This is a genomic window from Kitasatospora sp. MAA19, assembly GCF_029894125.1.
Taxonomy (GTDB): domain Bacteria; phylum Actinomycetota; class Actinomycetes; order Streptomycetales; family Streptomycetaceae; genus Kitasatospora.
Genome location: NZ_JARXYZ010000007.1, coordinates 256,530 through 283,093 on the forward strand (window position 1 = coordinate 256,530; position 26,564 = coordinate 283,093).

General features: G+C 73.0%; 29 protein-coding genes. 18 read left to right on the forward strand and 11 right to left on the reverse strand.

Annotated elements, in window-relative coordinates:
* Positions 1-30: 30 nt before the first annotated feature.
* The 6 genes from P3T27_RS14510 (at position 31) to P3T27_RS14535 (ending at position 3,447) form a co-directional block, all read left to right on the forward strand.
* Positions 31-837: an enoyl-CoA hydratase/isomerase family protein gene (locus P3T27_RS14510; RefSeq protein ID WP_280678243.1), complete on the forward strand. Its 807-nt coding sequence runs from the start codon at positions 31-33 to the stop codon at positions 835-837.
* Positions 838-1,017: 180 nt separating this feature from the next.
* A complete protein-coding gene (locus tag P3T27_RS14515; protein ID WP_280678245.1) occupies positions 1,018-1,560 on the forward strand; it encodes an Asp23/Gls24 family envelope stress response protein in 543 nt (180 codons plus the stop codon).
* Between the two features lie 57 nt (positions 1,561-1,617).
* Positions 1,618-1,809, forward strand: a complete 192-nt coding sequence (locus P3T27_RS14520; protein ID WP_196951007.1) for a hypothetical protein — start codon at positions 1,618-1,620, stop codon at positions 1,807-1,809.
* Entirely contained in the window at positions 1,809-2,153 is a 345-nt protein-coding gene (locus P3T27_RS14525; protein ID WP_280678249.1) for an Asp23/Gls24 family envelope stress response protein, read from the forward strand. The genes P3T27_RS14520 and P3T27_RS14525 overlap by 1 nt, the downstream gene beginning before the upstream one ends.
* Entirely contained in the window at positions 2,150-2,806 is a 657-nt protein-coding gene (locus P3T27_RS14530; RefSeq protein ID WP_280678251.1) for a DUF6286 domain-containing protein, read from the forward strand. Before P3T27_RS14525 ends, P3T27_RS14530 begins: the two co-directional genes overlap by 4 nt.
* Positions 2,803-3,447: an alkaline shock response membrane anchor protein AmaP gene (locus tag P3T27_RS14535; protein ID WP_280678253.1), complete on the forward strand. Its 645-nt coding sequence runs from the start codon at positions 2,803-2,805 to the stop codon at positions 3,445-3,447. The genes P3T27_RS14530 and P3T27_RS14535 overlap by 4 nt, the downstream gene beginning before the upstream one ends.
* Before the next feature lie 53 nt (positions 3,448-3,500).
* On the opposite strand, the gene P3T27_RS14540 is transcribed toward P3T27_RS14535, so the two are convergent.
* Complete coding sequence (locus tag P3T27_RS14540) at positions 3,501-4,271, reverse strand: SDR family oxidoreductase (RefSeq protein ID WP_280678255.1); 771 nt, start codon at positions 4,269-4,271, stop codon at positions 3,501-3,503.
* A 129-nt stretch (positions 4,272-4,400) separates the two neighbouring features.
* Between P3T27_RS14540 and P3T27_RS14545 the strand changes: the two genes are divergently transcribed.
* Together P3T27_RS14545 and trxA are read left to right on the forward strand one after the other, a co-directional pair.
* Positions 4,401-4,826, forward strand: coding sequence for a MerR family transcriptional regulator (locus P3T27_RS14545; protein ID WP_280678257.1), 426 nt, complete (start codon positions 4,401-4,403; stop codon positions 4,824-4,826).
* A 3-nt stretch (positions 4,827-4,829) separates the two neighbouring features.
* On the forward strand, positions 4,830-5,162 hold the full coding sequence (trxA, locus tag P3T27_RS14550) for a thioredoxin (RefSeq protein WP_280678258.1): 333 nt from the start codon (positions 4,830-4,832) through the stop codon (positions 5,160-5,162).
* Between the two features lie 22 nt (positions 5,163-5,184).
* On the opposite strand, the gene P3T27_RS14555 is transcribed toward trxA, so the two are convergent.
* Together P3T27_RS14555 and P3T27_RS14560 are read right to left on the reverse strand one after the other, a co-directional pair.
* Positions 5,185-5,985: an SURF1 family protein gene (locus P3T27_RS14555; protein WP_280678260.1), complete on the reverse strand. Its 801-nt coding sequence runs from the start codon at positions 5,983-5,985 to the stop codon at positions 5,185-5,187.
* Between the two features lie 31 nt (positions 5,986-6,016).
* A complete protein-coding gene (locus P3T27_RS14560; RefSeq protein WP_280678262.1) occupies positions 6,017-7,012 on the reverse strand; it encodes a DEDDh family exonuclease in 996 nt (331 codons plus the stop codon).
* A gap of 157 nt (positions 7,013-7,169) precedes the next feature.
* Between P3T27_RS14560 and P3T27_RS14565 the strand changes: the two genes are divergently transcribed.
* The 4 genes from P3T27_RS14565 to moaA all read left to right on the forward strand — a co-directional run bounded on the left by P3T27_RS14565 (position 7,170) and on the right by moaA (position 11,504).
* Positions 7,170-8,213: a zinc-dependent alcohol dehydrogenase family protein gene (locus P3T27_RS14565; protein WP_280678264.1), complete on the forward strand. Its 1,044-nt coding sequence runs from the start codon at positions 7,170-7,172 to the stop codon at positions 8,211-8,213.
* Positions 8,214-8,474: 261 nt separating this feature from the next.
* Positions 8,475-8,831, forward strand: a complete 357-nt coding sequence (locus P3T27_RS14570) for a DUF485 domain-containing protein (RefSeq protein ID WP_280678265.1) — start codon at positions 8,475-8,477, stop codon at positions 8,829-8,831.
* Positions 8,828-10,438, forward strand: a complete 1,611-nt coding sequence (locus tag P3T27_RS14575) for a cation acetate symporter (RefSeq protein ID WP_280678267.1) — start codon at positions 8,828-8,830, stop codon at positions 10,436-10,438. The genes P3T27_RS14570 and P3T27_RS14575 overlap by 4 nt, the downstream gene beginning before the upstream one ends.
* A gap of 76 nt (positions 10,439-10,514) precedes the next feature.
* Complete coding sequence (gene moaA / locus P3T27_RS14580) at positions 10,515-11,504, forward strand: GTP 3',8-cyclase MoaA (protein ID WP_280678344.1); 990 nt, start codon at positions 10,515-10,517, stop codon at positions 11,502-11,504.
* Positions 11,505-11,585: 81 nt separating this feature from the next.
* Here the strand turns inward: moaA and P3T27_RS14585 are convergent, their stop codons facing one another.
* The 6 genes from P3T27_RS14585 to P3T27_RS14610 all read right to left on the reverse strand — a co-directional run bounded on the left by P3T27_RS14585 (position 11,586) and on the right by P3T27_RS14610 (position 17,462).
* Positions 11,586-11,813: a hypothetical protein gene (locus P3T27_RS14585; RefSeq protein WP_280678269.1), complete on the reverse strand. Its 228-nt coding sequence runs from the start codon at positions 11,811-11,813 to the stop codon at positions 11,586-11,588.
* Between the two features lie 277 nt (positions 11,814-12,090).
* Positions 12,091-12,474, reverse strand: coding sequence for a DUF3099 domain-containing protein (locus P3T27_RS14590; protein WP_280678271.1), 384 nt, complete (start codon positions 12,472-12,474; stop codon positions 12,091-12,093).
* A 157-nt stretch (positions 12,475-12,631) separates the two neighbouring features.
* Entirely contained in the window at positions 12,632-13,180 is a 549-nt protein-coding gene (locus tag P3T27_RS14595) for an RNA 2'-phosphotransferase (protein ID WP_280678346.1), read from the reverse strand.
* A 32-nt stretch (positions 13,181-13,212) separates the two neighbouring features.
* The gene (locus tag P3T27_RS14600) at positions 13,213-14,628 is read right to left on the reverse strand and encodes a metallopeptidase TldD-related protein (RefSeq protein WP_280678273.1); all 1,416 of its coding nucleotides are present in this window, start codon (positions 14,626-14,628) and stop codon (positions 13,213-13,215) included.
* The gene (locus P3T27_RS14605) at positions 14,628-16,130 is read right to left on the reverse strand and encodes a TldD/PmbA family protein (protein ID WP_280678348.1); all 1,503 of its coding nucleotides are present in this window, start codon (positions 16,128-16,130) and stop codon (positions 14,628-14,630) included. Before P3T27_RS14605 ends, P3T27_RS14600 begins: the two co-directional genes overlap by 1 nt.
* A gap of 186 nt (positions 16,131-16,316) precedes the next feature.
* Positions 16,317-17,462, reverse strand: coding sequence for an MBL fold metallo-hydrolase (locus P3T27_RS14610; RefSeq protein WP_280678275.1), 1,146 nt, complete (start codon positions 17,460-17,462; stop codon positions 16,317-16,319).
* A 348-nt stretch (positions 17,463-17,810) separates the two neighbouring features.
* On the opposite strand from P3T27_RS14610, the gene fabG reads away from it, so the two are divergent.
* Together fabG and fabI are read left to right on the forward strand one after the other, a co-directional pair.
* Positions 17,811-18,530 carry a 3-oxoacyl-[acyl-carrier-protein] reductase gene (fabG, locus tag P3T27_RS14615; RefSeq protein ID WP_280678276.1) on the forward strand — a complete coding sequence of 240 codons (720 nt, stop codon included), beginning with the start codon at positions 17,811-17,813 and terminating at the stop codon, positions 18,528-18,530.
* Positions 18,531-18,532: 2 nt separating this feature from the next.
* A complete protein-coding gene (gene fabI / locus P3T27_RS14620) occupies positions 18,533-19,300 on the forward strand; it encodes an enoyl-ACP reductase FabI (protein WP_280678278.1) in 768 nt (255 codons plus the stop codon).
* Positions 19,301-19,367: 67 nt separating this feature from the next.
* Here the strand turns inward: fabI and P3T27_RS14625 are convergent, their stop codons facing one another.
* Complete coding sequence (locus P3T27_RS14625; RefSeq protein WP_280678280.1) at positions 19,368-20,042, reverse strand: FadR/GntR family transcriptional regulator; 675 nt, start codon at positions 20,040-20,042, stop codon at positions 19,368-19,370.
* 128 nt (positions 20,043-20,170) lie between these two features.
* Here P3T27_RS14625 and P3T27_RS14630 point away from each other — a divergent pair, with 128 nt between their 5' ends.
* The 3 genes from P3T27_RS14630 (at position 20,171) to P3T27_RS14640 (ending at position 22,314) form a co-directional block, all read left to right on the forward strand.
* On the forward strand, positions 20,171-21,457 hold the full coding sequence (locus P3T27_RS14630; RefSeq protein ID WP_280678282.1) for an MFS transporter: 1,287 nt from the start codon (positions 20,171-20,173) through the stop codon (positions 21,455-21,457).
* A gap of 67 nt (positions 21,458-21,524) precedes the next feature.
* Positions 21,525-21,647, forward strand: coding sequence for an SGM_5486 family transporter-associated protein (locus P3T27_RS14635; RefSeq protein ID WP_279634939.1), 123 nt, complete (start codon positions 21,525-21,527; stop codon positions 21,645-21,647).
* Between the two features lie 139 nt (positions 21,648-21,786).
* On the forward strand, positions 21,787-22,314 hold the full coding sequence (locus P3T27_RS14640) for a histidine phosphatase family protein (protein WP_280678285.1): 528 nt from the start codon (positions 21,787-21,789) through the stop codon (positions 22,312-22,314).
* A gap of 71 nt (positions 22,315-22,385) precedes the next feature.
* Here the strand turns inward: P3T27_RS14640 and serB are convergent, their stop codons facing one another.
* Positions 22,386-23,642 (reverse strand): phosphoserine phosphatase SerB, encoded by a 1,257-nt coding sequence (gene serB / locus P3T27_RS14645; protein WP_280678287.1) that lies wholly within the window; start codon positions 23,640-23,642, stop codon positions 22,386-22,388.
* A gap of 214 nt (positions 23,643-23,856) precedes the next feature.
* On the opposite strand from serB, the gene P3T27_RS14650 reads away from it, so the two are divergent.
* Positions 23,857-26,436: an FHA domain-containing protein gene (locus P3T27_RS14650; RefSeq protein WP_280678289.1), complete on the forward strand. Its 2,580-nt coding sequence runs from the start codon at positions 23,857-23,859 to the stop codon at positions 26,434-26,436.
* Positions 26,437-26,564 lie beyond the last annotated feature (128 nt).

The following is a 26,564-nucleotide window of genomic DNA, read 5'->3' on the forward strand; positions in this document are numbered from 1 at the left end:
GCCAAGCCCCTCGCCACCGGAGGTCCCCGCATGACCGCGCCCGTCACCGACCCGCAGGCCCCGAGCTGGGAGCAGGACGGCGTCCGTCTGGAGATCGACGGCGAGCTCGCCGTCGTCACCCTGTGTCAGCCCAAGCGGCGCAACGCCCAGTCGCCCGCGCTGTGGCGCGCCCTCGCCGCCGCCGGCCGTGACCTGCCTGGCGCCGTCCGGGTCGTCCTGCTGCGCGCGGAGGGCGTCTCCTTCTCGGCGGGCCTGGACCGGGCCATGTTCACCGCTGAGGGCATCCCCGGTGAGCCCACCTTCCTCCAGCTCGCCGGCGCGGCCGACCAGGAGCTCGACGACACTATCGCCTTCTACCAGCAGGCCTTCACCTGGTGGCGCCGCCCCGACCTGGTCTCCATCGCCGCCGTCCAGGGCCACGCCGTCGGCGCCGGCTTCCAGCTCGCCCTCGGCTGCGACCTGCGGGTCGTCGCCGACGACGTCCAGTTCGCCATGAAGGAGACCTCGCTCGGCCTCGTCCCCGACCTGGCCGGCACCAAGCCGCTCACCGAACTCGTCGGCTACGCCCGGGCGCTGGAGATCTGCGCCACCGGCCGCTGGGTCGGCGCCGAGGAGGCCGCCGCCATCGGGCTGGCCAACCTGGCCGTCCCCGGCGTGGAGCTGGACGCCGCCGCCCGCGACCTCGCCGCCGCCCTGCTGGCCGCGCCGCGCAACGCCGTGATCGAGACCAAGGCCCTGCTCCAGGGCGCCTCCGGGCGCACCTTCGACGAGCAGCGCTCCGCCGAACGGGCGGCACAGGCCCGCCGCCTGCGGGACCTCGCCGGGATCGGCGACTGACCGCACGCCTCGCGTGGCAGGGCCCGGCCCGGGGGAGCGCCCCGGCCGGGCCCTCGGCGTTCCGGGGGTCCGGCCGGCGGTGCCCGGGGGTGCTTCCGGCGGGCGCGAATCGTGGCGAAATGCCAGAGTTGGGGGGATTTGCGATATAGCTGGAGCCGTACGACGGGAGATGTGCCCCTCATGCCTGACACTCCGACGCCCGCCACCCTGCACAAGCACCTCGGCAACGCCCCGGCCGCCGGCCCCGCCGCCCACGGCCCGTCCGCCACCCACGGCCCGTCCGCCGCGACCGACAGCGGCAAGCCGGTCAGCGAACGCGGCCGCACGGCGCTGGCCGTCGGCGTGGTCGAGAAGATCGCCGGTATGGCCGCCCGTGAGATCAACGGCATCCACGCGCTCGGCTCCGGCCTGACCCGGACCTTCGGTGCGATGCGCGACCGGGTGCCCGGCGGGAAGTCCAGCATCGGGCGCGGCATCAAGGCCGAGGTCGGCGAGAAGCAGACCGCCATCGACATCGCCCTGGTCGTCGAGTACGGCGTGGTCATCCCCGAACTCGCCCGCCAGGTACGGGAGAACATCATCGACGCGGTCGAGCGGATGACCGGCCTGGAAGTCGTCGAGGTCAACATCGCGGTCAACGACGTCCACCTCCCCGACGAGCCGGACGTCGAGGAGGAGGAAGAGGAGACGATCGTCCAGGGGCAGCGGCCCAAGCTCAAGTAGCGCGCCCACCGAGCGCCCACCGGGCGCGCGGCGGCAGCGGAAGACGAGGAGTAGCGGATGAACCTGGCCATCGTCGGCCTCGTGGTGGGCATGGCCCTCGGCTTCGCCGGGTACTTCGGCGGCTTCGCGGCGTTCCTGCTGGTGGCCGCGCTCGGGCTGGTCGGTTTCGTGGTCGGACGCCTGCTGGAGGGTGACATCGAGCTGGGCGACCTCGGTGACCTGCTCCGCGGTCGCGACCGGCGCCGCTGATGGAGGCCCTCACCACCACCCGCCGCGAACCCGCCACCCGGGGCCGACTCCGGGTCGCCGACCGCGCCTACGCCCGAATCGCCGCCCGGGCCGCCCGCGAGGCCCTCGCCGACGCCTGGGCCGGTCGCACCGCCAAGGGCGCGCCGCCGGCCGTCTCGGTGGCGGTGCCCGGCAGCACCGTGACCGTCCGGGTCGCCGTCGAACTGCCCTTCCCCGCCGACCTCGTGGCGCTCGCCCGGGCCGTCCGCGAGCGCGTCGCCGCGCAGGTCGCCGGCTTCACCGGGACCAGGGTGTCCGAGGTGGTCGTCGTCGTCGAGCGGCTGGTGACCGGGGGAGTGTCGTGAGCACCGGGGGCGAAGCGGCACCCGGGAGCGAGGTGGGGGCGGGGGGCGAGGTGGAGGCCGGTGGCGAGGTGACGGCGCCGGAGGCCGAGCCCTCGTCGGAGCAGGTGCGGCGGCTGCGGGCGCCGCGGACCACCGTCGCGGTGCTCGTCGCCACCGTGCTGCTGGTGGGTGCGGGCGCGCTGCTGTACGACGTGATCTCCGTCCGGGCCGGGTACCCGACCCGCCGGTGGCGCGCCCGGATCGCCGACGAACTGGCCACCCGCCACCTCGACGACCTGTGGGTACTGGTGGGTGCCGGCGCCGCCGTCCTGCTCGGCGGGTGGCTGCTCTGGCTGGCCGTCGCCCCCGGTCTCGGCCGCTGGCTCCCGCTGCGCCCGCACGGCGACACCGGCGCCGCCATCGACCGGGCCGGCATCGGGCACCTGCTGGCCGACCGCGCCGCCGGGCTCCCGGGCATCGACGACCTGCGGATCCGGATCAGCCGCCGGCGCGTCCGGGTCGCCCTGACCGGGACGGCGGATCCGGTGTCGCTCCAGCGCCAACTGCGCGACGAACTGGCGCGGGTGACGCTGGCCCGGCCGTTGCGGCTCGACGTCCGGACGGTGCCCGGGGCGACGCCCGCGGCGAACCGTGAGGCTGGGGTGGCGGGATGACGCGGACGACCGTCAACCGGGTGCTGCTCGGGGTGGTCGGGCTGGTACTGCTGGCCGCCGGTGTGCTGGTGCTGGCCGGCGGGCTCGACCTGTACCGGTGGCTCGGCGCCGATCCGCCGAGCTGGTGGCCGCTCACCTCCCCGGACCAGCCGGTGGTCAGCGCCCGCTCACGCACCCGCTGGGTGGACTCGACCTGGTGGTGGCCCACCGTCATCGGCGGGCTGGCCGTGCTGGTCGTGGGCACGGCCTGGTGGCTGGCGGCGCAACTGCGGCGCAGCGGCTCGGCCAGCATCGCGGTGCCGACGCCCGGTGCCGGCGGTCTCAGGTTGCGCGTCCGCACCCGGGCACTGGAAGAGGCACTGGAGACCGGGACGGCCACGCTCCCCGAGGTCGAGCGCGCCGGCGTGCGCCTGGTGCGCGCACCCGGGCACCCGCGACTGCGGGGCGCCGTTCGGCTCACCCCCGGCGGCGATCCGGCGGCCCTGGTGGAGCACTTCGACACCGGGCCGCGAGCGGATGCCCGGACGAGCCTGGGCTGGCCGGAACTCCCCGCCGACCTGCGGATCCGGGTCCTGCAGGCGGCCCCGGCCGAGTCCCGGCGGCACCGGGGGCGCCGGCGCAGGCACCCGCGGGTGGAGTGAACCGGGGGCGGGCCGGAATCGGGTGCCCGCCCCCGTTCGGAGCTCGTCGGCGCTCAGAGGGTACGCAGCGCGCCGCCGTCGACGGGGATCATCACACCGGTCAGGTAGGAGGCGGCGGGGGAGAGCAGGAAGGCCGCGACCTTGCCGAACTCCTCCGCGGTGCCGTACCGGCCGAGCGGGATGGTCGCCACGGCCTGGGCACGGGCGCCGTCCGGGTCGCCGCCCAGGGCGTCCAGCTCACGCACCCGGTCGGTGTCGATCCGAGCCGGCAGCAGGCCCAGCACCCGGATGCCGCGCGGGCCGAGCTCGTCGGCGAGCGACTTGGCGGCCATTGCCAGGCCCGGGCGCAGACCGTTGGAGATGCCCAGGCCGGGGATCGGCTGGCGCACCGAGGCGGAGAGCACGAAGCCGATCACGCCGCCCTCGCCGAGGGCCTCGGCGGCGGCGCGGGCGATCCGCAGCGCGCCGAGGAAGACCGACTCGAACGCGCCCCGCCAGGCCTCGTCGGAGGCGGTGGCCACCGGGCCGGCCGGCGGGCCGCCGACGCTGATCAGCACGCCGTCGAGCCGGCCGAAGTGCCCGGTCGCCTCCGCGATCAGCCGCTCGGCGGTCGCCGGGTCGGCGTTGTCGGCGACCACGCCGTGGGCGGTCCCGGCGCCGCCGGCGGCGTCCAGTTCGGCGACGGCGGCGTCCACGGCCTCCTGGCCGCGCCCGCTGATCAGCACCCGGGCGCCGTCGGCGGCCAGTTCCCGGGCGGCGGCGAAGCCGAGGCCCCGGGTGGCGCCGGTGACCACGTACACCTTGTCCTTCAGTCCAAGATCCATGGGCCCATCCTGCCGGGTGGTGGTCGCCCGGGATAGCAGGGGGCGGCGGGGCTGGCGTTGACGTCGGCGTCAAGGTCTACCGTCGGTCTCGGCGGCGTGCGGAGGCGGGCCGGGAGAGCGGGTGCACGGATGCGGATCGGGGAGCTGGCGGATCGGGCGGGGACGACCACCCGGACGCTGCGGTACTACGAGCAGCTCGGCCTGCTGCCGGCCCGGCGGGCGGGCAACGGCTACCGGGCGTACGACGAGGAGGACCTGCGGCTGCTACGGCAGATCCGTACGCTGCAGGACTTCGGGTTCGGCCTGGAGGAGACCCGTCCGTTCGTCGAGTGCCTGCAGGCGGGCCACCCCGAGGGGGACTCGTGCCCGGCCTCGCTGGAGGTGTACCGGCGCAAGCTGGCCGAGCTGGACGAGTGCATCACCCGGCTGCAGGACGTCCGGGCCCAGGTGGCCGGGCAGTTCGACCGGGCGGTACGGGCCCGGGACGGGCTGGCGGCCGAGCCCTCCGGACAGGCGCCGCACTGTGAACTGGCGAACGAACGGGCGAAGGAGTAGACGATGGTGCAGATCCCAGGGGTGCCGGCGGTGACGGACGACACGTTCGCCACGGAGGTGCTGGCGGCCGACGGGCCGGTGCTGGTGGACTTCACGGCGGACTGGTGCCCGCCGTGCCGGATGATGGCGCCGGTGCTGGCGGACGTCGCCCGCGAGGAGGCGCACCGGCTGCGGGTGGTCAGCCTGGATGTGGACCGCAATCCGCGCACCCAGGCGGCGTACGGGGTGCTGTCGATGCCGACGCTGATGGTGTTCCGCGGGGGTGAGCCGGTGCGCTCGGTGGTCGGCGCCCGGGCCAAGGCGCGGCTGCTGCGCGAGCTGGAGGACGTGATCTAGCCACGGCAGGGCCCCGGGCGGTTCAGGCCGCCGGCACGGCCTCCACCGCCACCTCGGCCTCGGCGGCCTGCTTGGCCCGGTCCTTGGCCTCGCGGCGGGCCAGCACCCAGACCCCGACCGGGATCATCGCCGTGAACAGCCACCACTGGATCGCGTACGCCATGTGCGGGCCGATGTCGGAGTGGTTGGGCTCGGGGATCAGCTCGGGCTGGTCGGCGGGGGCCGGGGTGGTGGCGGTGAGCTCCAGGTAGCCGCCGAGCAGGGTGGCGCCGGTCTCCTTGGCCTGCTGCTCGGTGTTGATCAGGTTGAACTGCCGGTCGGGCAGGCCGGCGCGGTCCTTGATGCCGCTGCCGCTGGTCTCGTCGGCGCGCATCCGGCCGGTGAGGGAGACCTCGCCGGTCGGGGCGGCCGGGACCGCCGGGTACTCGGTGGCGCCGTTGCCGGAGGCCACCCAGCCGCGGTTGACCAGGATGCTGCCCTTGCCGTCGGCGAGCTTCAGCGGGGTGATGACGAAATAGCCGATCGTGTCCCCGCTGGAGTCGGTCCGCTTGCGGACGACGAACTCGTGCGCCGGGTCGTACTGCCCGGCAGCCGTCACCGTGCGCCAGGTGAGGTCCTTGGGCACCGCGAAGCCGGGGGCCGCCGACAGCGTGTCGAACGGCACCGGGCCGGCGGTGAGGGCCTTGCCGATCAGCTCGTTCCGGGCCACCCGCGCCTCGTGGCGGTGCAGCTGCCAGAAGCCCAGCTTGATCGTCGCGGGGATCAGCAGCAGCGCGATCAGCATGGTGATCAGCCACTGGCGAGTCAGCAGAAAACGGTACACATGGGCACGGTACGCCGACCTCACAACCGGCTCACGCACCGGGGTGCGGGGCGACCTCGCGCAGCAGTTGGAGGAAGGCGTCCTCGCCGACCACCGGGGTGCCGACCTCGCGGGCCCGGCGGGCCTTGCCGCTCCAGCTGTTCGGCTCGTTGGTGACCAGCAGGCTGGTGAGCCGGCTCACCGAGGTGGCGATGTGCAGGCCGGCCTCGGCGGCGCGGTCCTCCAGCAGCTCGCGGTCGGTGGCGGTGTCGCCGGTGAAGGCCACCCGCATGCCCTGCACCAGTGGCTTGCCGTCCTCCCAGCGCCCTGGGTTGGGGTACGGGCAGGGCGGGCGCTTCTTGGCCTGGCGGTAGGCGGCACCGGTCCAGGAGGACCGGCCGGGGGCAGCGGGCTCGTCCTCGCCGAGGTCGGTGACGGCCACGCAGTTCTGCAGCGGCAGCGGAACCCCGCCCAGGCGGGCCAGGTGCAGGCTGGGGCGGAAGGCCTCGGCCAGCACCCGGGCGTCGTCCAGGGCGTTGTGCGCGTGCTGCTGCCGGACGCCGAAGTGGGCGGCGAGCGAGGACAGCTTGCCGTTGGGCAGCGGCAGCCGCAGGTCGCGGGAGAGGACCATGGTGCAGATCCGCTGTTCGACCGGGGCGTGCAGGCCGGCCCGGGAGAACTCGCGCGAGATCATGTTCCAGTCGAAGAGCGCGTTGTGGGCGACCAGGACCCGGCCGCTCAGCCGGTCGGCGAACTCGGCGGCGATCTGCGGGAAGGTCGGGGCGCCGGAGAGCAGCTCCGCGGTGAGGCCGTGGATCCAGACCGGGCCCGGGTCCCGCTCGGGGTTGACCAGGGTGTACCAGTGGTCGGTGACCTCGCCGTCCGGGTCCAGCTGGTAGACGCCCGCCGAGATGACGCGGTCCGTGCGGCCGAGGCCGGTGGTCTCGACGTCGACCACCGCGAAGCCCTCGGCGGGGGCGGCGGAGCGCTGGGCGGGGACCGGGGCGGTCCGCGGCGCGCCGTACGTCTCGGGCTGGATCGGTTGCATGGTCCAACAGGATAAGCGCCGCGGGGGTCGTACCCGGTCGAAATGTTCCGGCGGACCAGCCGGAATAGAGTGGTCCGTATCGACGTCGTACAAGCGATCGATACTTTGCCCGGCCGTCGACACCCCCTGACAGCCGTCTTCGTAAGGACGAAATCCCATGCGTGCCACCGTGATCCACGGCCCCAATGACATCCGGATCGAAGAGGTCCCGGACCCGGTGATCCAGCACCCGACGGACGTGGTGGTCCGGGTGCTGAACGCCTGCATCTGCGGCAGCGACCTCTGGGCGTACCGCGGGGTGGCGGAGCGGGTGGCCGGGCAGCGGATCGGCCACGAGTTCCTGGGCGTGGTCGAGGAGGCGGGCGCCGAGGTGCGCGACTTCGCGCCGGGCGACCTGGTGGTGGCGCCGTTCGTCTGGTCGGACGGCAGCTGCGACTTCTGCAGGGAGGGCTTGCAGACCTCCTGCCCGCACGGCGGGTTCTGGGGCGAGGTCGGCTCCGACGGCGGCCAGGGCGAGGCGGTCCGGGTGCCGTTCGCGGACGGGACGCTGGTGAAGCTGCCGAAGGAGGCCGCGGGCGACGAGAAGCTGCTGCCGGGCCTGCTGGCGCTGTCCGACGTGATGGCCACCGGGCACCACGCGGCCGTGTCGGCCGGGGTGCGCCCGGGCGTGACGGTCGCGGTGGTCGGCGACGGCGCGGTGGGCCTGTGCGGCGTGCTGGCCGCGCGCCGGCTGGGCGCCGGCCGCATCATCGCGCTGGGCCGCCACACCGCCCGCACCGACCTGGCTCGCCGCTTCGGCGCGACGGACGTGGTGGCCGAGCGTGGCGAGGCCGCGATCGAGGCGGTGAAGGAGCTGACCGACGGCCAGGGCGCGCACGCGGTCCTGGAGGCGGTCGGGACCGAGGAGTCGATGCGCACGGCCGTCTCGATCGCCCGGGACGGTGGCGCGGTGGGTTACGTCGGTGTCCCGCACGGCGGCAGTGCGGGCGTCGACATCGGTCAGATGTTCGGCCGAAACGTTTCGCTCAACGGCGGCGTCGCCCCGGCCCGCGCGTACATCCCCGAGCTGCTGCCCGACGTCCTCTCCGGGGCCATCGAGCCGGGTCTGGTGTTCGACCGCACGGTGGGCCTGGACGGCGTGCCGGACGGCTACCGGGCGATGGACGACCGCTCGGCGCTGAAGGTCCGGATCACTTTCTGACGGATCGTCAGAAGGGGCGGCACCGTTGGACGGTGCCGCCCCTTCCGTATGTGGCGGCGGTGTTCCGAAGTGACACGAGTGGTGGTTTTCGGCCAATTGGGTAGTACGAGGGGGTGAACGACTGGCTGATCGCGGTCAACCCCTTTCGGGGTGGGCACGACGCTCCTAGCATTGCGCGGCGCGCACACGGATTGTGACGCCCCTCACGTCCGATCGTTCCCCCTGTGCGACCGCTACGCCGAAGGAGTGAGGAGAGACAGAGTGGATTCGCCGCCGATCACCACTGCCCCTACGGAAGTCCAACTCATCGACGACAGCGAGGAGTTCCGTACCCTGCGGCGCTCGTTCCGGAGCTTCGCCTTCCCGGTCACCATCGGCTTCGTGCTCTGGTACCTGCTCTACGTGCTGCTCTCCTGCTACGCCCCCGGCCTGATGGGTGCCAAGGTCGTCGGCCACATCAACGTGGCCCTGGTGCTGGGGCTCCTGCAGTTCGTGACCACCTTCGCCATCGCCGCCTGGTACGCCCGCTACGCCGACCGGCGGATCGACCCGCCCGCCGCCGCGATCCGCGAGGCCCACGGCGCCGTCGTCCACGCTCCCCGGGAGTCCGCCGAATGACCCTGCTCGCCAGCTCCGCCACGGAGCACCGCGGCATCACGATGACCCTGTTCGGGCTCTTCGTGCTGGCCACCCTCGGGATCACCGTCTGGGCCGGGCGGCAGACCAAGGATGCCGCCGACTTCTACGCCGGCGGCCGCGGCTTCACCGGCTTCCAGAACGGTCTGGCCATCTCCGGCGACTACATGTCCGCCGCGTCCTTCCTCGGCATCGCCGGCGCCATCGCGCTCTCCGGCTACGACGGCTTCCTCTACTCGATCGGCTTCCTGGTCGCCTGGCTGGTCGCGCTGCTGCTGATCGCCGAACCACTGCGCAACTCCGGCCGCTTCACGATGGCGGACGTGCTCGCGTTCCGGATGCGCCAGCGCCCGGTGCGCACCGCGGCGGGCGTCTCCACCATCGTGGTGTCGATCTTCTACCTGCTGGCCCAGATGGTCGGCGCCGGGACGCTGGTGGCGCTGTTGCTGGGGGTCAACGGGGACGCCGCCAAGCGCTGGACCATCGTCGCGGTCGGCGCCCTGATGGTCGTCTACGTGGTGATAGGGGGGATGAAGGGCACCACCTGGGTGCAGATCGTCAAGGCCGTGCTGCTGATCGCCGGCACCGCGCTGATGACCGTCCTGGTGCTGGCCAAGTACCACTTCAACCCCTCGGAGCTGCTCGGCGCCGCGGCCAGCGCGAGCGGCAAGGGCGCGGCCTTCCTCGAACCGGGACTGAAGTACGGGGCCAGCGACACCAGCAAACTCGACTTCATCAGCCTCGGGATCGCGCTGGTGCTCGGCACCGCCGGTCTGCCGCACATCCTGGTCCGCTTCTACACCGTGCCCACCGCCAAGGCGGCCCGGAAGTCGGTGCTCTGGGCGATCGGCATCATCGGCGTCTTCTACCTGATGACCCTGGCGCTCGGCTTCGGCGCGGCGGCCCTGGTCGGCCCCAAGGCGATCAAGGCGGCCAACGCCGCCGGCAACACGGCGGCCCCGCAGCTCGCCGAGGTGCTCGGCGGCGGCGCCGGCACCACCGGCGGCGCGATCCTGCTCGCGGTGATCTCCGCGGTCGCCTTCGCGACCATCCTGGCCGTGGTCGCCGGCCTCACCCTGGCCTCCTCCGCCTCCTTCGCACACGACCTGTACGCCAACGTGATCCGGCGGGGCAAGGCCACCGAGAAGGAGGAGGTGCGCTCGGCGAAGTGGGCCGCCGTGGCGATCGGCGCGGTGGCCATCGTGCTCAGCCTCTTCGCGGGCAAGCTCAACACCGCCGCCCTGGTCGCGCTGGCCTTCGCGGTGGCCGCCTCGGCGAACCTGCCCACCCTGCTCTACTCGCTGTTCTGGAAGCGCTTCACCACCTCCGGCGCGGTCAGCTCGGTCTACGCCGGTCTGATCAGCTCGGTGGTGCTGGTGGTCTTCTCCCCGGTGGTCTCCGGCGCGAAGACCTCGCTCTTCCCGGACGCCGACTTCCACTGGTTCCCGCTGGAGAACCCCGGCCTGGTCTCGATCCCGATCGGCTTCCTGGCCGGGTGGATCGCCACCCTGCTGTCCAAGGACCGACCCGATCCGGCGAAGTACGCTGAACTGGAGGTCCGCGCACTGACCGGGCTGGGCGCCCACTGATCACGCTGCGATGACTAAGCTGGCCCGGCCCGCCGTGACGGTGGCCGGGCCGGCCGCATTTCGGGAAGGGACGCACGTGCTGCTCGACACCTTCGGACGACAGGCCGTCGACCTGCGGGTCTCCCTCACCGACCGGTGCAATCTGCGCTGCACCTACTGCATGCCCGAGGAGGGCCTGCAGTGGCTGGCCAAGCCCGACCTGCTGACCGACGAGGAGATCGTCCGGCTGATCACCGTCGCGGTGCGTGACCTGGGCGTGCGGGAGGTCCGCTTCACCGGCGGCGAGCCGCTGCTGCGCCCCGGACTGGTCGCCATCGTCGCGGCCTGCTCGGACCTGGACCCGCGCCCCGAGCTGTCCCTCACCACCAACGGCATCGGGCTGGCCCGGACCGCGACGGCGCTGCGCGAGGCCGGGCTCGACCGCGTCAACGTCTCGCTGGACACCCTCGACCCCGAGGTGTTCCACTCCCTCACCCGCCGCCACCGCCACCAGGACGTGCTGGACGGGCTGGCCGCGGCCGAGGCGGCCGGGCTGGCGCCGGTCAAGCTGAACGCGGTGCTGATGCGCGGGGTCAACGACCGCGAGGCGCCCGACCTGCTCGCCTGGTGCCTGGCGCACGGCTACGAGCTGCGCTTCATCGAGCAGATGCCGCTGGACGCCCAGCACGGCTGGGACCGCTCCGCGATGGTCACCGCCGAGGAGATCCTGGGCCTGCTCGGCACGCGTTTCACGCTCACCCCGGAGCCGTCCGCGCGCCGGGGCGCGGCGCCCGCCGAGCGCTGGCTGGTGGACGGCGGCCCGGCCGGGGTGGGCGTGATCGCCTCCGTCACCCGCCCGTTCTGCCGGGCCTGCGACCGGACCCGGCTGACCGCCGACGGGCAGGTGCGGAACTGCCTGTTCGCGACCGGGGAGACGGACCTGCGCACCGCCCTGCGCTCGGGTGCGGACGACGTCGAGCTCGGCGCGCTGTGGCGGGCGGCGATGTGGGGCAAGAAGGCCGGGGCCGGGATCGACGACCCGGAGTTCCACCAGCCCGAGCGGCCGATGTCGGCGATCGGCGGGTAAGGCGGTCGGGGCGGTCGGGCGCCGGTCGGGCGGTCGGGGCGGTCGGGCGCCGGTCGGGCGGTCGGGGCGGTCGGGCGCCGGTCAGGCGGTCTCGGCCGATTCGGGGGTCCAGTCGGCGAAGGCGACGACCTCCTTGAGGAAGCCGCGCACGCCGAGGAACTGGGACAGGTGCTCGCGGTGCTCGTCGCAGGCGAGCCAGGTCTTGCGGCGGTCCGGGGTGTGCAGCTTGGGGTTGTTCCACACCAGCACCCAACGGGCGTCCGCCCGGCAGCCCTTGGCGGAGCAGGTCGGCGTCTGCGGGGTGTCCATCGGGCCGTCCTCAGCGATAGGCGGGTGGTCTGCACCGCCAGTGTTTCACGCGTCCCGCACGGCCCGGAGCGGGCCCGTCCGGATCCGGACATGGCGACGCCGGGCAGCCACGGGGGGAGCCGCCCGGCGTCGGTCCGTCGCTCCGACGGGGGATGCGGAGCGCGTACGCAGTATGTCACGCCAAGGGCCTCGGATGGGGAGGTCTTGCATGATTAATCTGAGCTTCTTCTGAGCTTTCTTCGAGTCGAATTCACTCGAAACACCGTGAAACGGACGGTCAGCTCGGGCCCTGTGAATGATCGGTGGCAGCTGCCTTTGCCCCACCTGCACCAGTGGCCGCACCCGCCCCACCCGTCCCGCCGGGGCCCAGCATCAGCGGGGTGTCGAGCGGGATGTCGAAGGTGCTCGGCAGGCCCGGCGCCCGCTCCCGGCCCGCGTTGGCGATCAGGACGGCGAAGTACGGCAGCAGCACGCCGCCCGCCAGCGCCGCGAACGCCAGCCACCGCTGGACGTCCCACAGCACCACCGCGAGCAGCACGCAGACCGTCCGGAGCAGCATCGAGACCACGTAGCGGCGCTGGCGTCCGCGGACGTCGTCGGTGAGGCTGCTCCGCGCCCCCGTGATCCGGAAGACCTGCCCGCCCTCGGCGCTCTTGCCCATGTCCTACCGCCCTCGTCCGCGCGCCCGCGCGCCTCGCCGCGCGGCCTCCTCACGGTACGCCCGGTCGGCGGCGGCGACGAGACCGGGTGGGCCGGGGCCACCCGGTCGGGGGCGCCACTGGCCTGTCCGGCGTATCCCGGGCAGGCCGGTGGCGGCGTCAGGACCGCCGGGAGAGGTACTGCGGGGGGACGGCGTCGGTGAGCCAGACGCCGTTGTCGCTGATCCGGAACTCGTGCCCGGCCGCCGCCATCGCGGCCGCGTTCACGGTGAGCACCACCGGGCGGCCGTGCCGGGCGCCGACCCGGACCGCGGTCTCGGTGTCCGCGGACAGGTGGACGTCCTGCCGGGCCATCGGGCGCAGGCCCTCCCGGAAGATCGAGGCCAGGTGGCGGTCGGCGGTGCCGTGGTAGAGCACCGGCGGTGGCACGGTGGCGGCCAGACCGAGGTCGACCACCACCGTGTGGCCCTGGTTGGCACGGATCGAGAGACCGTCCGCGGAGTAGCCGAAGCGGCGCTTGTTGTTGGCCGCCACCACGTGGTCCAGATCGGCCCTGGTCAGCCCGTTCCCCTTCGCCGCGAGGGCGGCGAGGAGTACGTCGACCCGGACCCAGCCGGCCTCGTCCAGCGTGACGCCCACCCGCTCCGGCTCGTGCCGCAGGATGCGCGACAGCATCTTGCTCGTCTTGACCAGCCGCTTCTCGTCCATCATGTCTCTCGTATCCCCCCGTTGGTCAGTGGCTATGAGGCCGGGCTGACCGAACTCATGTTGAAGTCCGCGATACGCACGGGTGGCATCGCGGCGCGGGTGAAGTCGTCGCTCCACTCGCGGGGCAGGCAGCGCTCGGTGCGGCCCGCCTCGGTGATCCGGCCGAGCAGGTCCACCGGGGACTCGTTGAACCGGAAGTTGTTGACCGCGCCGACGACTTCGCCGTTCTCGATCAGGTAGACGCCGTCCCGGGTCAGGCCGGTGAGCAGCAGCGTCGCCGGGTCCACCTCGCGGATGTACCAGAGGCAGGTGAGCAGCAGGCCGCGCCCGGTGCGGGCGATCATCTCGTCCAGGGTCGGCGCGCTGTCCTGGTCGGCCGTCTCCAGCACCAGGTTGTCGACGGCCGGGCGCAGCGGCAGGCCGGTCAGGTCGGCGGAGTGGCGGCTGGTGACCAGGTCGGCCAGCACGCCCTCGCGGATCCACTCGGTGGCGGTGATCGGCAGGCCGTTGTCGAAGACCGAGACGTTCCCGTAGGTCGAGTGCGCGAGGACGAACGGCGCGGCCTCCAGGCCGGGTTCGCGCGGGTCGGAGCGCAGTGTCAGCGGCAGGGCGCTGAGCTTGTCGCCGACCCGGGTGCCGCCGCCGGGCGTGGAGAAGACCGTCCGGCCCTCGTGGGCGTCGCGGCCGCCGGCGGACCAGTTGAGGTAGACCATCAGGTCGGCGACGGCCGAGGGCGGCAGCAGCGTCTCGTAGCGGCCGGCCGGCAGGTCCACCGTGCGGGTGCCCCAGCCGAGGCGCTTGGTCAGCTCGGCGTGCAGGGCGGTGACGTCCACGTCGGAGAAGTCCCGGGTGGGCGCGCCGACCCAGGCCGAGCCGGACAGGTCGGCGGTCTTGGCGTTGATCTCGACCATGCCGGTCGGCTGGTCGTGGCGCAGCCGCAGGCCGGCGGAGGTGCCCAGGTAGCTGGAGACGATCTCGTGCCGGGCGAAGCCGTACAGCAGCTCACCCTGTGCGGCGGCCCGGGCGAAGGCCTCGCCGAGGGCCTCGCCGAAGGCGTCGAACACGGTGATCGAGGTCTCGGCGGGCGCCTCGGTGAAGTCCGGCGAGGACGGCCGCTCGGCCACCAGCGGCTGGGCGTCCTCGGCCGGGCCGGCCGCGCGGGCGGCCGCCTCGGCGGCGCGGACCAGGTCCTCCACCTCTGCCGGGACGACGGCCTCGCGGGAGACCACGCCGGAGGCGGTGCCCTCGGCGCCGTCGACCGTGGCGATCACGGTGAGCCGGCGGCCCCGGGTGACGCCGTTGGTGGTGAGCGAGCCCCCCGGTTTGTTCCCAGGGGCGGCCCAGCGCAGGTTGGCGGTGGACTCCTCGTCGGCGATCACCACGCAGCCGTCGGCGCGGGAGAGGCCGAGTGCCAGCTCGACGATTTCGTGGGGCTGCATCGCGGCCATCAGTGACCCGCCTCCTGCTGGGTGTTGAGCACGTTGACGTTGCGGAACAGCGCCGACGGGCAGCCGTGGCTGACCGCCGCGGTCTGGCCGGGCTGCGCCTTGCCGCAGTTGAAGGCGCCGCCGAGGACGTAGGTCTGCGGGCCGCCGACCGCCGCCATCGAGCCCCAGAAGTCGGTGGTGGTCGCCTGGTAGGCGAAGTCCTTGACCTGGCCGGCGAGTTCGCCGTTCTTGATGGCGTAGGCGCGCTGGCCGGTGAACTGGAAGTTGTAGCGCTGCATGTCGATCGACCAGGAGCGGTCGCCGACGATGTACAGGCCGTTCTCCACCCCGGCGAACAGGCCCTCGGTGTCCGGGCCGTCGGCGGCGGGCTGGAGCGAGACGTTGGCCATCCGCTGCACCGGCACGTGCGCGGGGGAGTCCGCGAAGGCGCAGCCGTTGGAGCGCTCGAAGCCCTTCAACCGGGCCATGCTGCGGTCGAGTTGGTATCCGACCAGGGTGCCGTCCCGAACCAGGTCCCAGGACTGGGTGGCGACGCCCTCGTCGTCGTAGCCGATGGTGGACAGGCCGTGCTCGGCGGTGCGGTCGCCGGTCACGTGCATCAGCTCGGAGCCGTACCTGAGCGAGCCGAGCTGGTCGAAGGTGGCGAAGGAGGTGCCGGCGTAGGCGGCCTCGTAGCCGAGCGCGCGGTCCAGCTCGGTGGCGTGGCCGATCGACTCGTGGATGGTCAGCCAGAGGTTGGACGGGTCGATGACCAGGTCGTAGCGGCCGGCCCGGACGCTCGGCGCCTTCATCTTCTCGGCCAGCAGGGCGGGCAGTTCGGCGAGTTCGGCGTCCCAGTCCCAGCCCGTTCCCCGCAGGTACTCGTAACCGCGCCCGACCGGCGGGGCCAGCGTGCACATCGAGTCGAAGGCCCCGGTGCGCTCGTCCACCGAGGTGGCCTCCAGAGCCGGGTGCACCCGGATCCGCTGCTGGGTGGTGACGGTGCCCGCGGTGTCCGCGTAGAACTTGTTCTCCTGGACGGTCAGCAGGCTCGCCTGGACGTGCGAGACGCCCTCGGCGGCCAGCAGCCGCGAACTCCACTCGGCGAGCAGCGCGGTCTTCTCCGCGTCCGGCACCTCGAAGGGGTTCACCTGGTACGAGGAGACCCAGGTGGCGTCCCGGTACACCGGCTCGTCGGCCAGCTCGACCCGCTCGGCGGAGCCGGCGGCCCGGCTGATCCCGCCGGAGAGCCGCGCCACCGCGACGGCCTGCTCGGCGACCCGCGCCGCGGCGTCGGTGGTGAGGTCCACCCCGGCGGCGAAGCCCCAGGCGCCGTCCAGCAGCACCCGGACGGCGAAGCCGAGCTGCACGCTGTCGGAGGTGCCGGCCGGGCGGGCGTCGCGCAGCCGCCAGGCGGCGCTGCGGACCCGCTCCAGACGGAAGTCGGCGTGGGAGGCGCCGAGTTCACGGGCCCGGCTGAGGGCGGCGTCGGCGAGGGTGCGCAGCGGGAAGGCGAGGAACAGCGGGTCGACGGCGCGCCCGTGCGGGGCGCCGGCGCTGTCGGCCGGAGGGATCGGAGGCAAGCGGGCTCCCTGGTCGCGGAGGGTGGCGGTGCGGCGCCGCACAGGGGCGCCCGCACCGCATCATTTCCCGTCCACGGGGTTTCGGCCAGCGCATTCCGGCCGGTGCGCCGCCGTTCTGGTCGGTCCTCAGCCGACGGTTTCCCACCAGCCGTCGAGCTCCGGGGGGTTGTCCACGTCGACCCGCTCACCGGGGCGCGGCACGGCCAGCGGGACGGCCTGCGTCTTGGCCTCGGCCAGCAGTCGCTCGACGGGCTCGGCCCACGGGTGCAGGCCCAGGTTGAAGGTGCACCAGTGCACCGGCACCAGCAGGCCGGCCCGGAGGTCGCGGTGGGCGAGCACGGCGTCCTCGGGGGTCATGTGGATGTCCGCCCAGGCCGCGTCGTAGGCGCCGATCTGCACCAGCGCGGCGTCGAAGGGGCCGTGCTGCTCGCCGATCCGGGCGTAGCCCTCGAAGTAGCCGGAGTCGCCGGTGTAGAAGACCTTGCGGTTCGGGCCGGCGATCACCCAGGAGCCCCACAGGGTGGTGTTGCGGGTCAGGCCGCGGCCGGAGAAGTGGTGCGCCGAGGTGAGGGTGAGCACCAGTTCGCCGAGGGTGCAGGTCTCGTCCCAGTCCAGCTCGATGATGCGGTGCTCCGGGACGCCCCAGCGGCGCAGGTGGCCGCCGATGCCCAGGGGCACCGCGAACGGCGCGGACTGGCTGCGCACCAGGCGCTTGACCGTGGCCATGTCCAGGTGGTCGTAGTGGTCGTGCGAGATCAGTACGGCGTCGACCTGCGGCAGCTCCTCCAGCTCCACCGGCACCGGGTGCAGCCGCTTGGGGCCGACGTGCGCGGCGGGGGAGCAGCGCTCGCTCCAGATCGGGTCGAGCAGCACCCGGGAGCCCTCGATCTCCACCAGCGCGGAGGCGTGCCCGTACCAGGTGATCGTGACGCCCTCGGCGGCCGGGCCCGGTCCGGGGGCCGGGCGGACGGTCGGCACGGGGTGGGCGGGGACGCGGCCCTCGCGCTCGAACAGCATCCGGCGGATGGTGCCGCGGTCGATGTCCGGTGCGGTGGTGGCCCGGGCCAGGGTGGAGGGGGCGTTGTGGAAGACGCCGTCGCGGTACTGCGGCGAGTCGCGCACCCGCTCCTCGTGCTCGCCGTCCGGCCGTCGCCCGAACGCCGCCGGCAGGTCGCGCAGCGACCAGGCGGCCGCTCCCAGTCCGGCCGCCAGGGCGGTCAGGGCCAGCAGTCGTCCGCGTCGGTGGGTGCTCCGGGGCCGTGCCTTGGTCATGCGCCCTGCCTTCGTTCCTCGCCGGGATCCTTGGGGGATCGGTACGGCCGGTCCCGGGTCGGCCCACACCACGGGGGCAACGGGTGTGCCGGGCCGTGTTGTTCCCGTACCGTGGCCTCGGCTCGGCCCGGAATCGACCCCGGCCCGGCCCGGGCGCCGCTCCGGACGCGGTCCGATCAGGGCAGGTGAGCAGGCACGGGGCGCTGCGGGTACGGATTGTCGGATTGCGACAGTTCCGCTGGTGCGGCGCTGTGGGAGCCCGATGCGCCGCCACCGCCGACCGCCCGATAGCGTCACACTGCGTACGCGTTCCGACGTACGTGCTCACACACGGAGAGAGGTGGATCGTTGAGCCGCTCGGTTCTCGTCACCGGAGGAAACCGGGGCATCGGCCTCGCGATCGCCCAGGCCTTCGCCGAGGCTGGCGACAAGGTCGCCATCACCAGCCGTTCGGGTGAGGTGCCCGAGGCCCTGGAGAAGTACGACGTCCTCGCGGTGCGCTGTGACATCACGGACGCCGCGCAGGTCGACGCCGCCTTCTCCGAGATCGAGGAGAAGCACGGCGCGGTCGAGGTGCTGGTCGCCAACGCGGGCATCACCAAGGACACCCTCCTGCTGCGCATGTCCGAGGAGGACTTCACCTCCGTCCTGGACACCAACCTGACCGGTGCCTTCCGGGTGGTCAAGCGCGCCTCCAAGCTGATGATGCGCGCCCGCAAGGGCCGCGTGGTGCTGATCTCGTCCGTGGTGGGCCTCTCCGGTTCGCCGGGCCAGGCGAACTACGCCGCGTCCAAGGCGGGCCTGGTCGGCTTCGCCCGGTCGCTGGCGCGCGAGCTGGGCCCGCGCAACATCACCGTCAACGTGGTCGCCCCCGGCTTCGTGGACACCGACATGACCGCCGTGCTCAGCGACGAGCGCCGCGCGGAGATCGTCTCGGGCGTGCCGCTGGGCCGCTACGCGTCGCCCGCCGAGGTCGCCTCCACCGTGCGGTTCCTCGGTTCGGACGAGGCCGCGTACATCACCGGAGCCGTCATTCCCGTTGACGGCGGATTGGGCATGGGTCACTGAGCATGAGTGGAATCCTTGAGGGCAAGCGGATCCTGATCACCGGCGTGCTGATGGAGTCCTCCATCGCCTTCCACGCCGCCAAGCTCGCCCAGGAGCAGGGCGCGGAGATCATCCTCACCGCGTTCCCGCGCCCGAGCCTGACCGAGCGGATCGCCAAGAAGCTGCCGAAGCCGGTCACCGTGCTGTCGCTGGACGTCTCCAGCGAGGAGGACCTGGCGGGTATCGCCGACCAGGTCCGCGAGCACCTGCCGACCCTGGACGGCATCGTCCACTCGATCGGCTTCGCCCCGCAGGACGCCCTGGGCGGCAACTTCCTGGACACCCCGTGGGAGTCCGTGGCGACCGCCATGCACGTCTCGGCGTTCTCGCTGAAGTCGCTCACCATGGCGCTGATGCCGCTGATGCAGGACGGCGGCTCGGTGGTCGGCCTGACCTTCGACGCGCAGCTCGCCTGGCCGCAGTACGACTGGATGGGCCCGGCCAAGGCCGCCCTGGAGGCCACCAACCGGTACATGGCCCGCTACCTGGGCGAGCGGGACATCCGCTGCAACCTGATCTCGGCCGGCCCGCTCGGCTCGATGGCCGCCAAGTCCATCCCGGGCTTCGGCGACCTGGCCGACACCTGGAACCACCGCTCCCCGCTCAAGTGGGACCTGAACGACCCGGAGCCGGCCGGCCGCGGCATCGTCGCGCTGCTGTCGGACTGGTTCCCGAAGACCACCGGCGAGATCATCCACGTCGACGGCGGCCTGCACGCCATCGGCGCCTGACAGCTTCGCCGTACACCGCTGCCCGGCACCCTCGTGGGGGTGCCGGGCAGCGGCGTTCCACGAGGTCTCAGGCGTCGGCGGGGGCGCAGGCACCGATGGCGCGGCCGGCCTCGACGGACGCGCGCTGGGCGTCGCCGGCCCGGATGGCGTCGAGGATGGTGTCGTGGCCGATGTAGCGCTCGGCGATCAGCTCGGGACCGACGTCGTGCCGCAGGTGGGCGCGGGTGACCTCGCCGAGGTCGGCGTAGACGGCGGCGAGCACGTCGTTGTGGGCGGCGGCGACGACGGCCTGGTGGAACGAGGCGTCGGCCTGGACGAAGTCCTCGGCGTCGCCGGAGTGCCAGGCGGCCTCGCGGCGGCTGATCGCGGCGTCCAGCAGGCCGAGGTCGCGGTCGGTGCGGCGGACGGCGGCGAGCCCGGCCGCGCAGGTCTCCAGGGCGGCCCGCAGCTCGGCGACCTGCGCCTGGTCGGCGTCGGCGAAGCGGCGGTGCATCACCCCGGCCAGTTCGCTGGTGGCCAGCACGTAGGTGCCGGAGCCCTGGCGGATGTCGAGCAGCCCGTTGTGGGCGAGGGCGCGGACGGCCTCGCGGACGGTGTTGCGGGCGACGCCGAGCTGTTCGACGAGTGCGGCCTCGGTGGGGATGCGCGAGCCGACGGGCCACTCCCCGGAGGTGATCTGGGCGCGCAGCTGCGCGATCACCTGGTCGGACAGCGGGGTGCGCCTCGGCGAGGACAGCGCCACGGGGACTCCTTGCGACTACGGGTGGGTGGACGGGGCCAGTGGGTGGAAGGCCCCGGTGGGGAGCGGGTCGGCACATCATGCCAATTCGAAGGTGCATCAATTCATCCCATCATTCTATGATGGCGTCCATGCCTCCCGCAGCAGACACCACCGCCTCCCGACGAACCGAGGCCCGGCCGCAGACCGAGCGGCCCTCCACCACCCCCTCCGCCAAGTACCTCGGCTGGCTGTTCGCCGTCGCGATCGCCGCCGCCGCCTTCAACCTGCGCCCCGTGGTCACCAGCCTCGGGCCGCTGCTCGACCAGGTCCGCACCGACCTCGGGATGAACCCGACGCTCGCCGGGCTGCTCACCGCCGTCCCGTCGCTCTGCTTCGGGCTGTTCGGCTTCGCCGCGCCCTCGATGGCCCGGCGGATCGGCCCGATCGCGGTGATCACCGCCGGCCTGGGCGCGATCACCGCGGGCGTGCTGGCCCGCTCCTTCGCCGGCGGCACCGCGGTGTTCCTGCTGCTGACGGCGCTCGCGCTGGGCGGCGTGGCGGTCTCCAACGTGCTGATCCCGGTGGTGATCAAGCGCTACTTCCCGGACAAGGTCGGTCCGATGATCGGCCTCTACTCGATGTCGCTGTCGGCCGGCACCGCGCTGGCCGCCGCCGTCACCGTGCCGCTGACCAGTGCGCTCGGCGGCGACTGGCGCTACGGCCTGGGCGTCTGGGCCGGCCTCGGCGCGCTGGCCCTGCTGCTCTGGCTGCCGGTGCTGCTGACCAAGCGCGAGCGGGGCGACCGCGCCGACGGCTCGGTCCCCGCCAAGCTGCCGATCACCCGCAGCCGGACGGCCTGGGCGATGGCCTGCTTCTTCGGCCTCCAGGCCACCGGTGCCTACGTGGTGATGGGCTGGCTGCCGAAGATCTTCCAGGACGCCGGCGTCGACAAGGGCACCTCCGGGGTGCTGCTCGCGGTGACCATGGTGATCGGTGTGCCGGTCTCCTTCGTGCTGCCCAACCTGGCCGCCCGCCGCGGCGACCAGCGGCTGTTCGTCGTCGTGCTCGCCGCCTGCGGCATCGCCGGGTACGCCGGGCTGGCGCTGGCCCCGGCCGGTGCGCCCTGGGTCTGGTCGGTCCTGGTGGGCCTGTCCAACTGCGCCTTCCCGCTGGTGCTGACGATGATCGGGCTGCGCGCCCGGACCGCAGGCGGGGTCGCCCAGCTCTCCGCCTTCGCCCAGGGCGTCGGCTACCTGATCTCCATCCCCGGCCCGATCCTGATCGGCCGGATCTACCAGATGACCGGCGAGTGGTACGGGCCGCTGGGCTTCCTGGCACTGCTGCTGGTGCCCCAGATGCTGTTCGGCCTGCGGGCCGCGCTGGCCCGGCACATCGAGGACGAGGCGGTCCACCCCGCAGCGCAGGTCAAGGCCTGACCAAGGGCTGGCCAACGCCGAGGGGTCGGTGACCGACGGGCGTGTTCGGGGTGGAAGAATCCCGGACATGCCCGTTCTCGATCCCAACCCGACCGACGGCCGCAAGCAGCTCGGCCAGATCGCCCTGGCGATCGCCGGCATCGTGGTGCTGGTGGCGATCATCGCCTCCGTCGCCGCCGCCATCGGCTGACTCCCGCCCGTGACCCGCCGGCGCCGTACCCCCGGTGACGCCCGGGCGAACGGCGCGTGATGGCACTCGCCACCCCTGCGGGTGGCGGCAGCCGGGAGCGTCGCGCCCCGGAGCGGCTTTTCTGCCAAGCTTGCTGGGTATGAGCGCCGACACGCCCCGCAGGATCATCGTTCTCCGCCACGCCAAGGCCGACTGGCCCAACGGCGTGGACGACCACGAGCGGCCGCTGGCCGACCGGGGCCGCCACCAGGCCCCGGAGGCCGGCCGCTGGCTGGTCGACTCCGGCATCAACCCCGACTACGTGCTCTGCTCCACCGCGCTGCGCGCCCGCGAGACCTGGAAGCTGGCGGCGCACGAGCTGCCCAAGCGGGCCAGCAAGACGGTGTACGAGGACCGGATCTACGAGGCCAGCCCCGGTGAGATCATCGCCGTCCTCCAGGAGACCCCGGAGGAGTACTCGGATGTCGTACTGGTCGGCCACAACCCCGGCGTGCTGGGCCTGACCCAGGTGCTGGCCGGGGACGCGGGCGACCGGGACGCGCTGGAGCGGCTGCGGCTCGGGGGCTTCCCGACGGCGGCGATCGCGGTGCTCAGTTTCGGCGGCTCCTGGAAGGGCGTCGAGCCGGGCATGGCCGAGCTGGTGTCGTACTACACGCCGCAGGACTGATCCCCCGGGATCCCTGACGAGGAGGGGCGCGCGGACAGGTCCGCGCGCCCCCCTCCTACGTCCTCAGGCCCCTACTCGGTCACGCTGCCGTCGAGCGCGTCGGCCGCCTCGACCTCCTCGCGGGTGATGCCCAGCAGGTACAGCACGGTGTCCAGGAACGGCACGTTGACCGCGGTGTCGGCGGCCTCGCGCACCACCGGCTTGGCGTTGAACGCCACCCCCAGCCCGGCCGCGTTCAGCATGTCCAGGTCGTTGGCGCCGTCGCCGATCGCCACCGTCTGCTCCAGCGGCACCTTCGCCTGCTCGGCGAACCTGGCCAGCCAACGCGCCTTGCCCGCCCGGTCCACGATCTCGCCGATCACCCGGCCGGTGAACCGGCCGTCCACCACCTCCAGGGTGTTGGCGGCCGCGAAGTCCAGCCCCAGCTGCTCGACCAGGTGGTCGGTGACCTGGGTGAACCCGCCCGAGACCACCGCGACCTGGAAGCCCAGGCGCTGCAGGGTGCGGATCAGGGTGCGCGCGCCCGGCGTGAAGCGGACCTCCGCGCGCACCTTCTCGGTCACCGAGGCGTCCAGCCCGGCCAGCAGTGCCACCCGGGCCCGCAGCGACTCGGCGAAGTCCAGCTCGCCGCGCATCGCCGCCGCCGTCACCTCGGCGACCTCCTCCTCGCAGCCCGCGTGGGCCGCGAACAGCTCGATCACCTCGTCCTGGATGAGCGTGGAGTCGACGTCCATCACCACCAGGCGCTTGGCCCGGCGCTCCAGCCCGGCCGCGACCACCGCGACATCCACCCGCTGGGTGGACGCCTCCTGGGCCAGCTCGGCCCGCAGCTCGTCGGTGGCCACACCGGACACGGCCAGCTCGACCGCCGTCACCGGGTACTTGGCGAGCCGGAAGACGCGGTCGATGTTGCCGCCCGCCGCGGTGATCCGGGAGGTGAGCGCGGAGACCGCGGCGGAGGTCAGCGGGTGGCCGAGCACGGTGACGTGCGAACGGCCCTCGCGGCGCGGCCGGTTGTCGCCGATGCCGGAGAGGATCTCGGCCTGGAGCTTCTGCTCCTCCGCCCAGCGGTGCACGGTGGCCCGCAGGCCGCCCTCGGCGCCGGGGGCGGTGGGCGGGGTGACCAGTGCGCAGAGCGTGATGCGGCCACGGGTCACGACCTGCTCGATGTCGATCACGTCGACGGCGAAGCCGGCGAGGGTGGCGAAGAGGCCGGCGGTGATGCCGGGGCGGTCCTTGCCGAACACCTTGACGAGCAGGGTGCGCTCGTCCGCGGTCCGGGGCTGGGCGGCGGGGAGGGGCTCAGCGGCCAGGGGCGATGCGTTCATGGTGCCTCCCACGCTACCCGCCGACCGGCGGGCCCAGGGCACCCGTCCCACGTCGCGGACGGGTGCCCGGGTAGCAGGCTGGTCACAGTCACCCGGGGTGACTTCTATCGGCGGTCGGCAGGCTGGAATGATTCCCCCCGTCAGTTTCAGAAACATCGCACCCCTGGTCGGGGGCCACAATTCGGGGGAACCGAGAGAGCGGGGCAGGCGAGCAGTGCCGCAACTCGTCATTGATATCAACGGACAGCAGCGGACTCTTGAGCCCGGGCGGTCCTACACCATCGGGCGTAACCCGCAGTCGGACTTCCCGTTCGACGATGCCAGGGTCTCCTGGCACCACGGGACCATCAGCTTCACCGGTAGCAGCTGGCAGCTGGACGACCACGGCAGCACCAACGGCACCTACGTGGCCGGCGCCCGTACCATGCAGGCCCAGCTGTTCCCCGGCGCCGTCGTCAACCTCGGCAACCCCGAGAACGGCCCCCGGCTCGGCTTCTCCGCGCCCGCCCACGCCGCCGCCCCGCACGCCGCCGCCCCCCAGGCTCCGGCCTGGCACGAGGCCGCCACCAGCCGCGGCGCCGTGCCGACGCCCCAGCCGCCGGGCCCGCAGCAGGGCTGGGCGCCGCCGCCGGCCCCCTTCCCGCCGCAGCCCGAGCAGGCCTGGGCGGGACAGCCGCAGCCGTTCCCGCAGCAGCAGGCCTTCCCGGCCCAGCAGGGCGGCTTCCCGCAGCAGCAGTCCTTCCCGCCCGCCGCCCAGGACGCCGGCGGCCCGCAGCCGACGATCATCCGCAACCTGACGGCCGCGATGCGCACCGTCCGGATCGGCCGCGCGCTCGACAACGACATCGTGGTCTCCGACCTCCAGGTCTCCCGCCACCACGCCGAACTGCGTCAACTCCAGGACGGCCGCTACGAGATCGTCGACCTCGGCAGCCACAACGGGATCTTCCTCAACGGCGAGCGGGTGCAGCGCCAGCTGATGGGCCCGCAGGACCGGCTGACCGTCGGGCACTCCAGCTTCGTCCTGGTCGGCGACCAGCTGCAGGAGTTCGTCGACACCGGCGCGGTCTCCTTCTCGGCCCGCCACCTGACCGTCGAGGTCGAGCACAAGGGTGCCAAGAAGGTCCTGCTCAACGACGTCAGCTTCGGTGTCCCGGAGAAGTCCCTGGTCGCCGTCATCGGCCCGTCCGGCTCCGGCAAGTCGACCCTGCTGCGCGCCCTCACCGGCTACCGCCCGGCCGACCGCGGCGAGGTGCTGTACGACGGCCGCAACCTCTACAAGCAGTTCGCCGAACTCCGCTCGCGCATCGGCCTGGTGCCGCAGTCCGAGATCCTGCACAAGGAACTCACCGTCCGCACCGGGCTCAAGTACGCGGCCCGGCTGCGCTTCCCCGGTGACACCGAGGCGCGCGAGCGCGAGGCCCGGATCGACGAGGTGCTGTACGAGCTGCGCCTGGACAAGCGCGCCGACAACCGCATCACCGCGCTCTCCGGCGGCCAGCAGAAGCGCGTCTCGGTCGCCCTGGAGCTGCTCACCAAGCCGTCGCTGATCTTCCTGGACGAGCCCACCTCGGGCCTCGACCCGGGCATGGACCGCGAGGTCATGCAGATGCTGCGCGGCCTCGCCGACGACGGCCGCACCATCCTGGTCGTGACCCACTCGGTGGCCGAACTCGCGCTCTGCGACCGGCTGCTGGTGATGGCGCCGGGCGGATCGGTGGCCTACTTCGGCCCGCCGGACGAGGCGCTGCACTTCTTCGGGTACGAGACCTGGGCGGACGTCTTCCAGGCCTTCGAGAACTACCCGGACCACGACTGGGCCGGCCGCTACCGCGGTTCGGTGCACTACCAGCAGTACTCCGCCCCCGACGTGGACGCGGGCGAGGTGCAGCACGTCCGGGTCGCGCAGGAGGCGGTCCGCCCGCCCAAGCCGCAGAGCTGGGGCTCGCAGCTGTGGACGCTGATCCGCCGCTACCTGTCGGTGCTCGCCTCGGACCGCGGCTTCCTGGCCCTGTCGGTGCTGCTGCCCGCCGTCATCGGCGCGGTCAGCGTGCTGGTGCCCAATGAGGCGGGCCTGGCGCCCAACCCGAAGACGCAGCTCCACCTCAACAGCGGCGCGGCGACGATCCTCATGATCCTGGCGATCGGCGCCTGCTTCTCCGGGGCGGCCAACTCGGTCCGCGAGTTGATCAAGGAGCGGGCGATCTACGAGCGAGAACGGGCCACCGGGCTCTCCCGCTCCGCGTACATGATGTCCAAGATCATCGTGCTGGGCTTCTTCAGCGTGATCCAGGGCGCCATCGTCTCCGCCGTCGGCTTCCTGCCGCGCAAGCTCCCCGAGCACGGCCTGATCGTCAAGAACCTGCCGATCATCGAGATGACCATCGGCATGATCCTGCTCAGCTTCACCGCGATGATGTTCGGCCTGATGATCTCGGCCCTGGTGAAGACCTCCGAGAAGACCATGCCGCTGCTGGTCATGTTCGCGATCATCCAGGTCGTCTTCACCGGCTGCCTGTTCCAGATCTTCAGCAAGCCCGGCCTGGAGCAGGGCGCCTGGCTGATGCCGGCCCGCTGGGGCACCGGCATCGTGGCCACCACGCTCGACCTGTCGAAGCTCATGGGCCCCTGGAACAAGGACTTCCAGAACCCCAAGTACGACCCGCTGTGGACCAACAGCGTCGCCCAGTGGTCGATCGACGCGGGCGCGCTGATCGTGATCTCGATCGTCATCGGCGTCGTCGTGACCAGGCTCCAGCGCCGCCACGAGCCCGAGGTCATGCAGAAGGGCTGAGCCTTTCCCGACCGCCGAAGGGGTGGCCCTCCCACGGGGGAGGGCCACCCCTTCGGCGTCTGGTCCTAGGTCCCCGGACCTGCGCCCGCCCCGGCCGGGGACGGACGCGGCGGCGCCCGCGGCGGCGG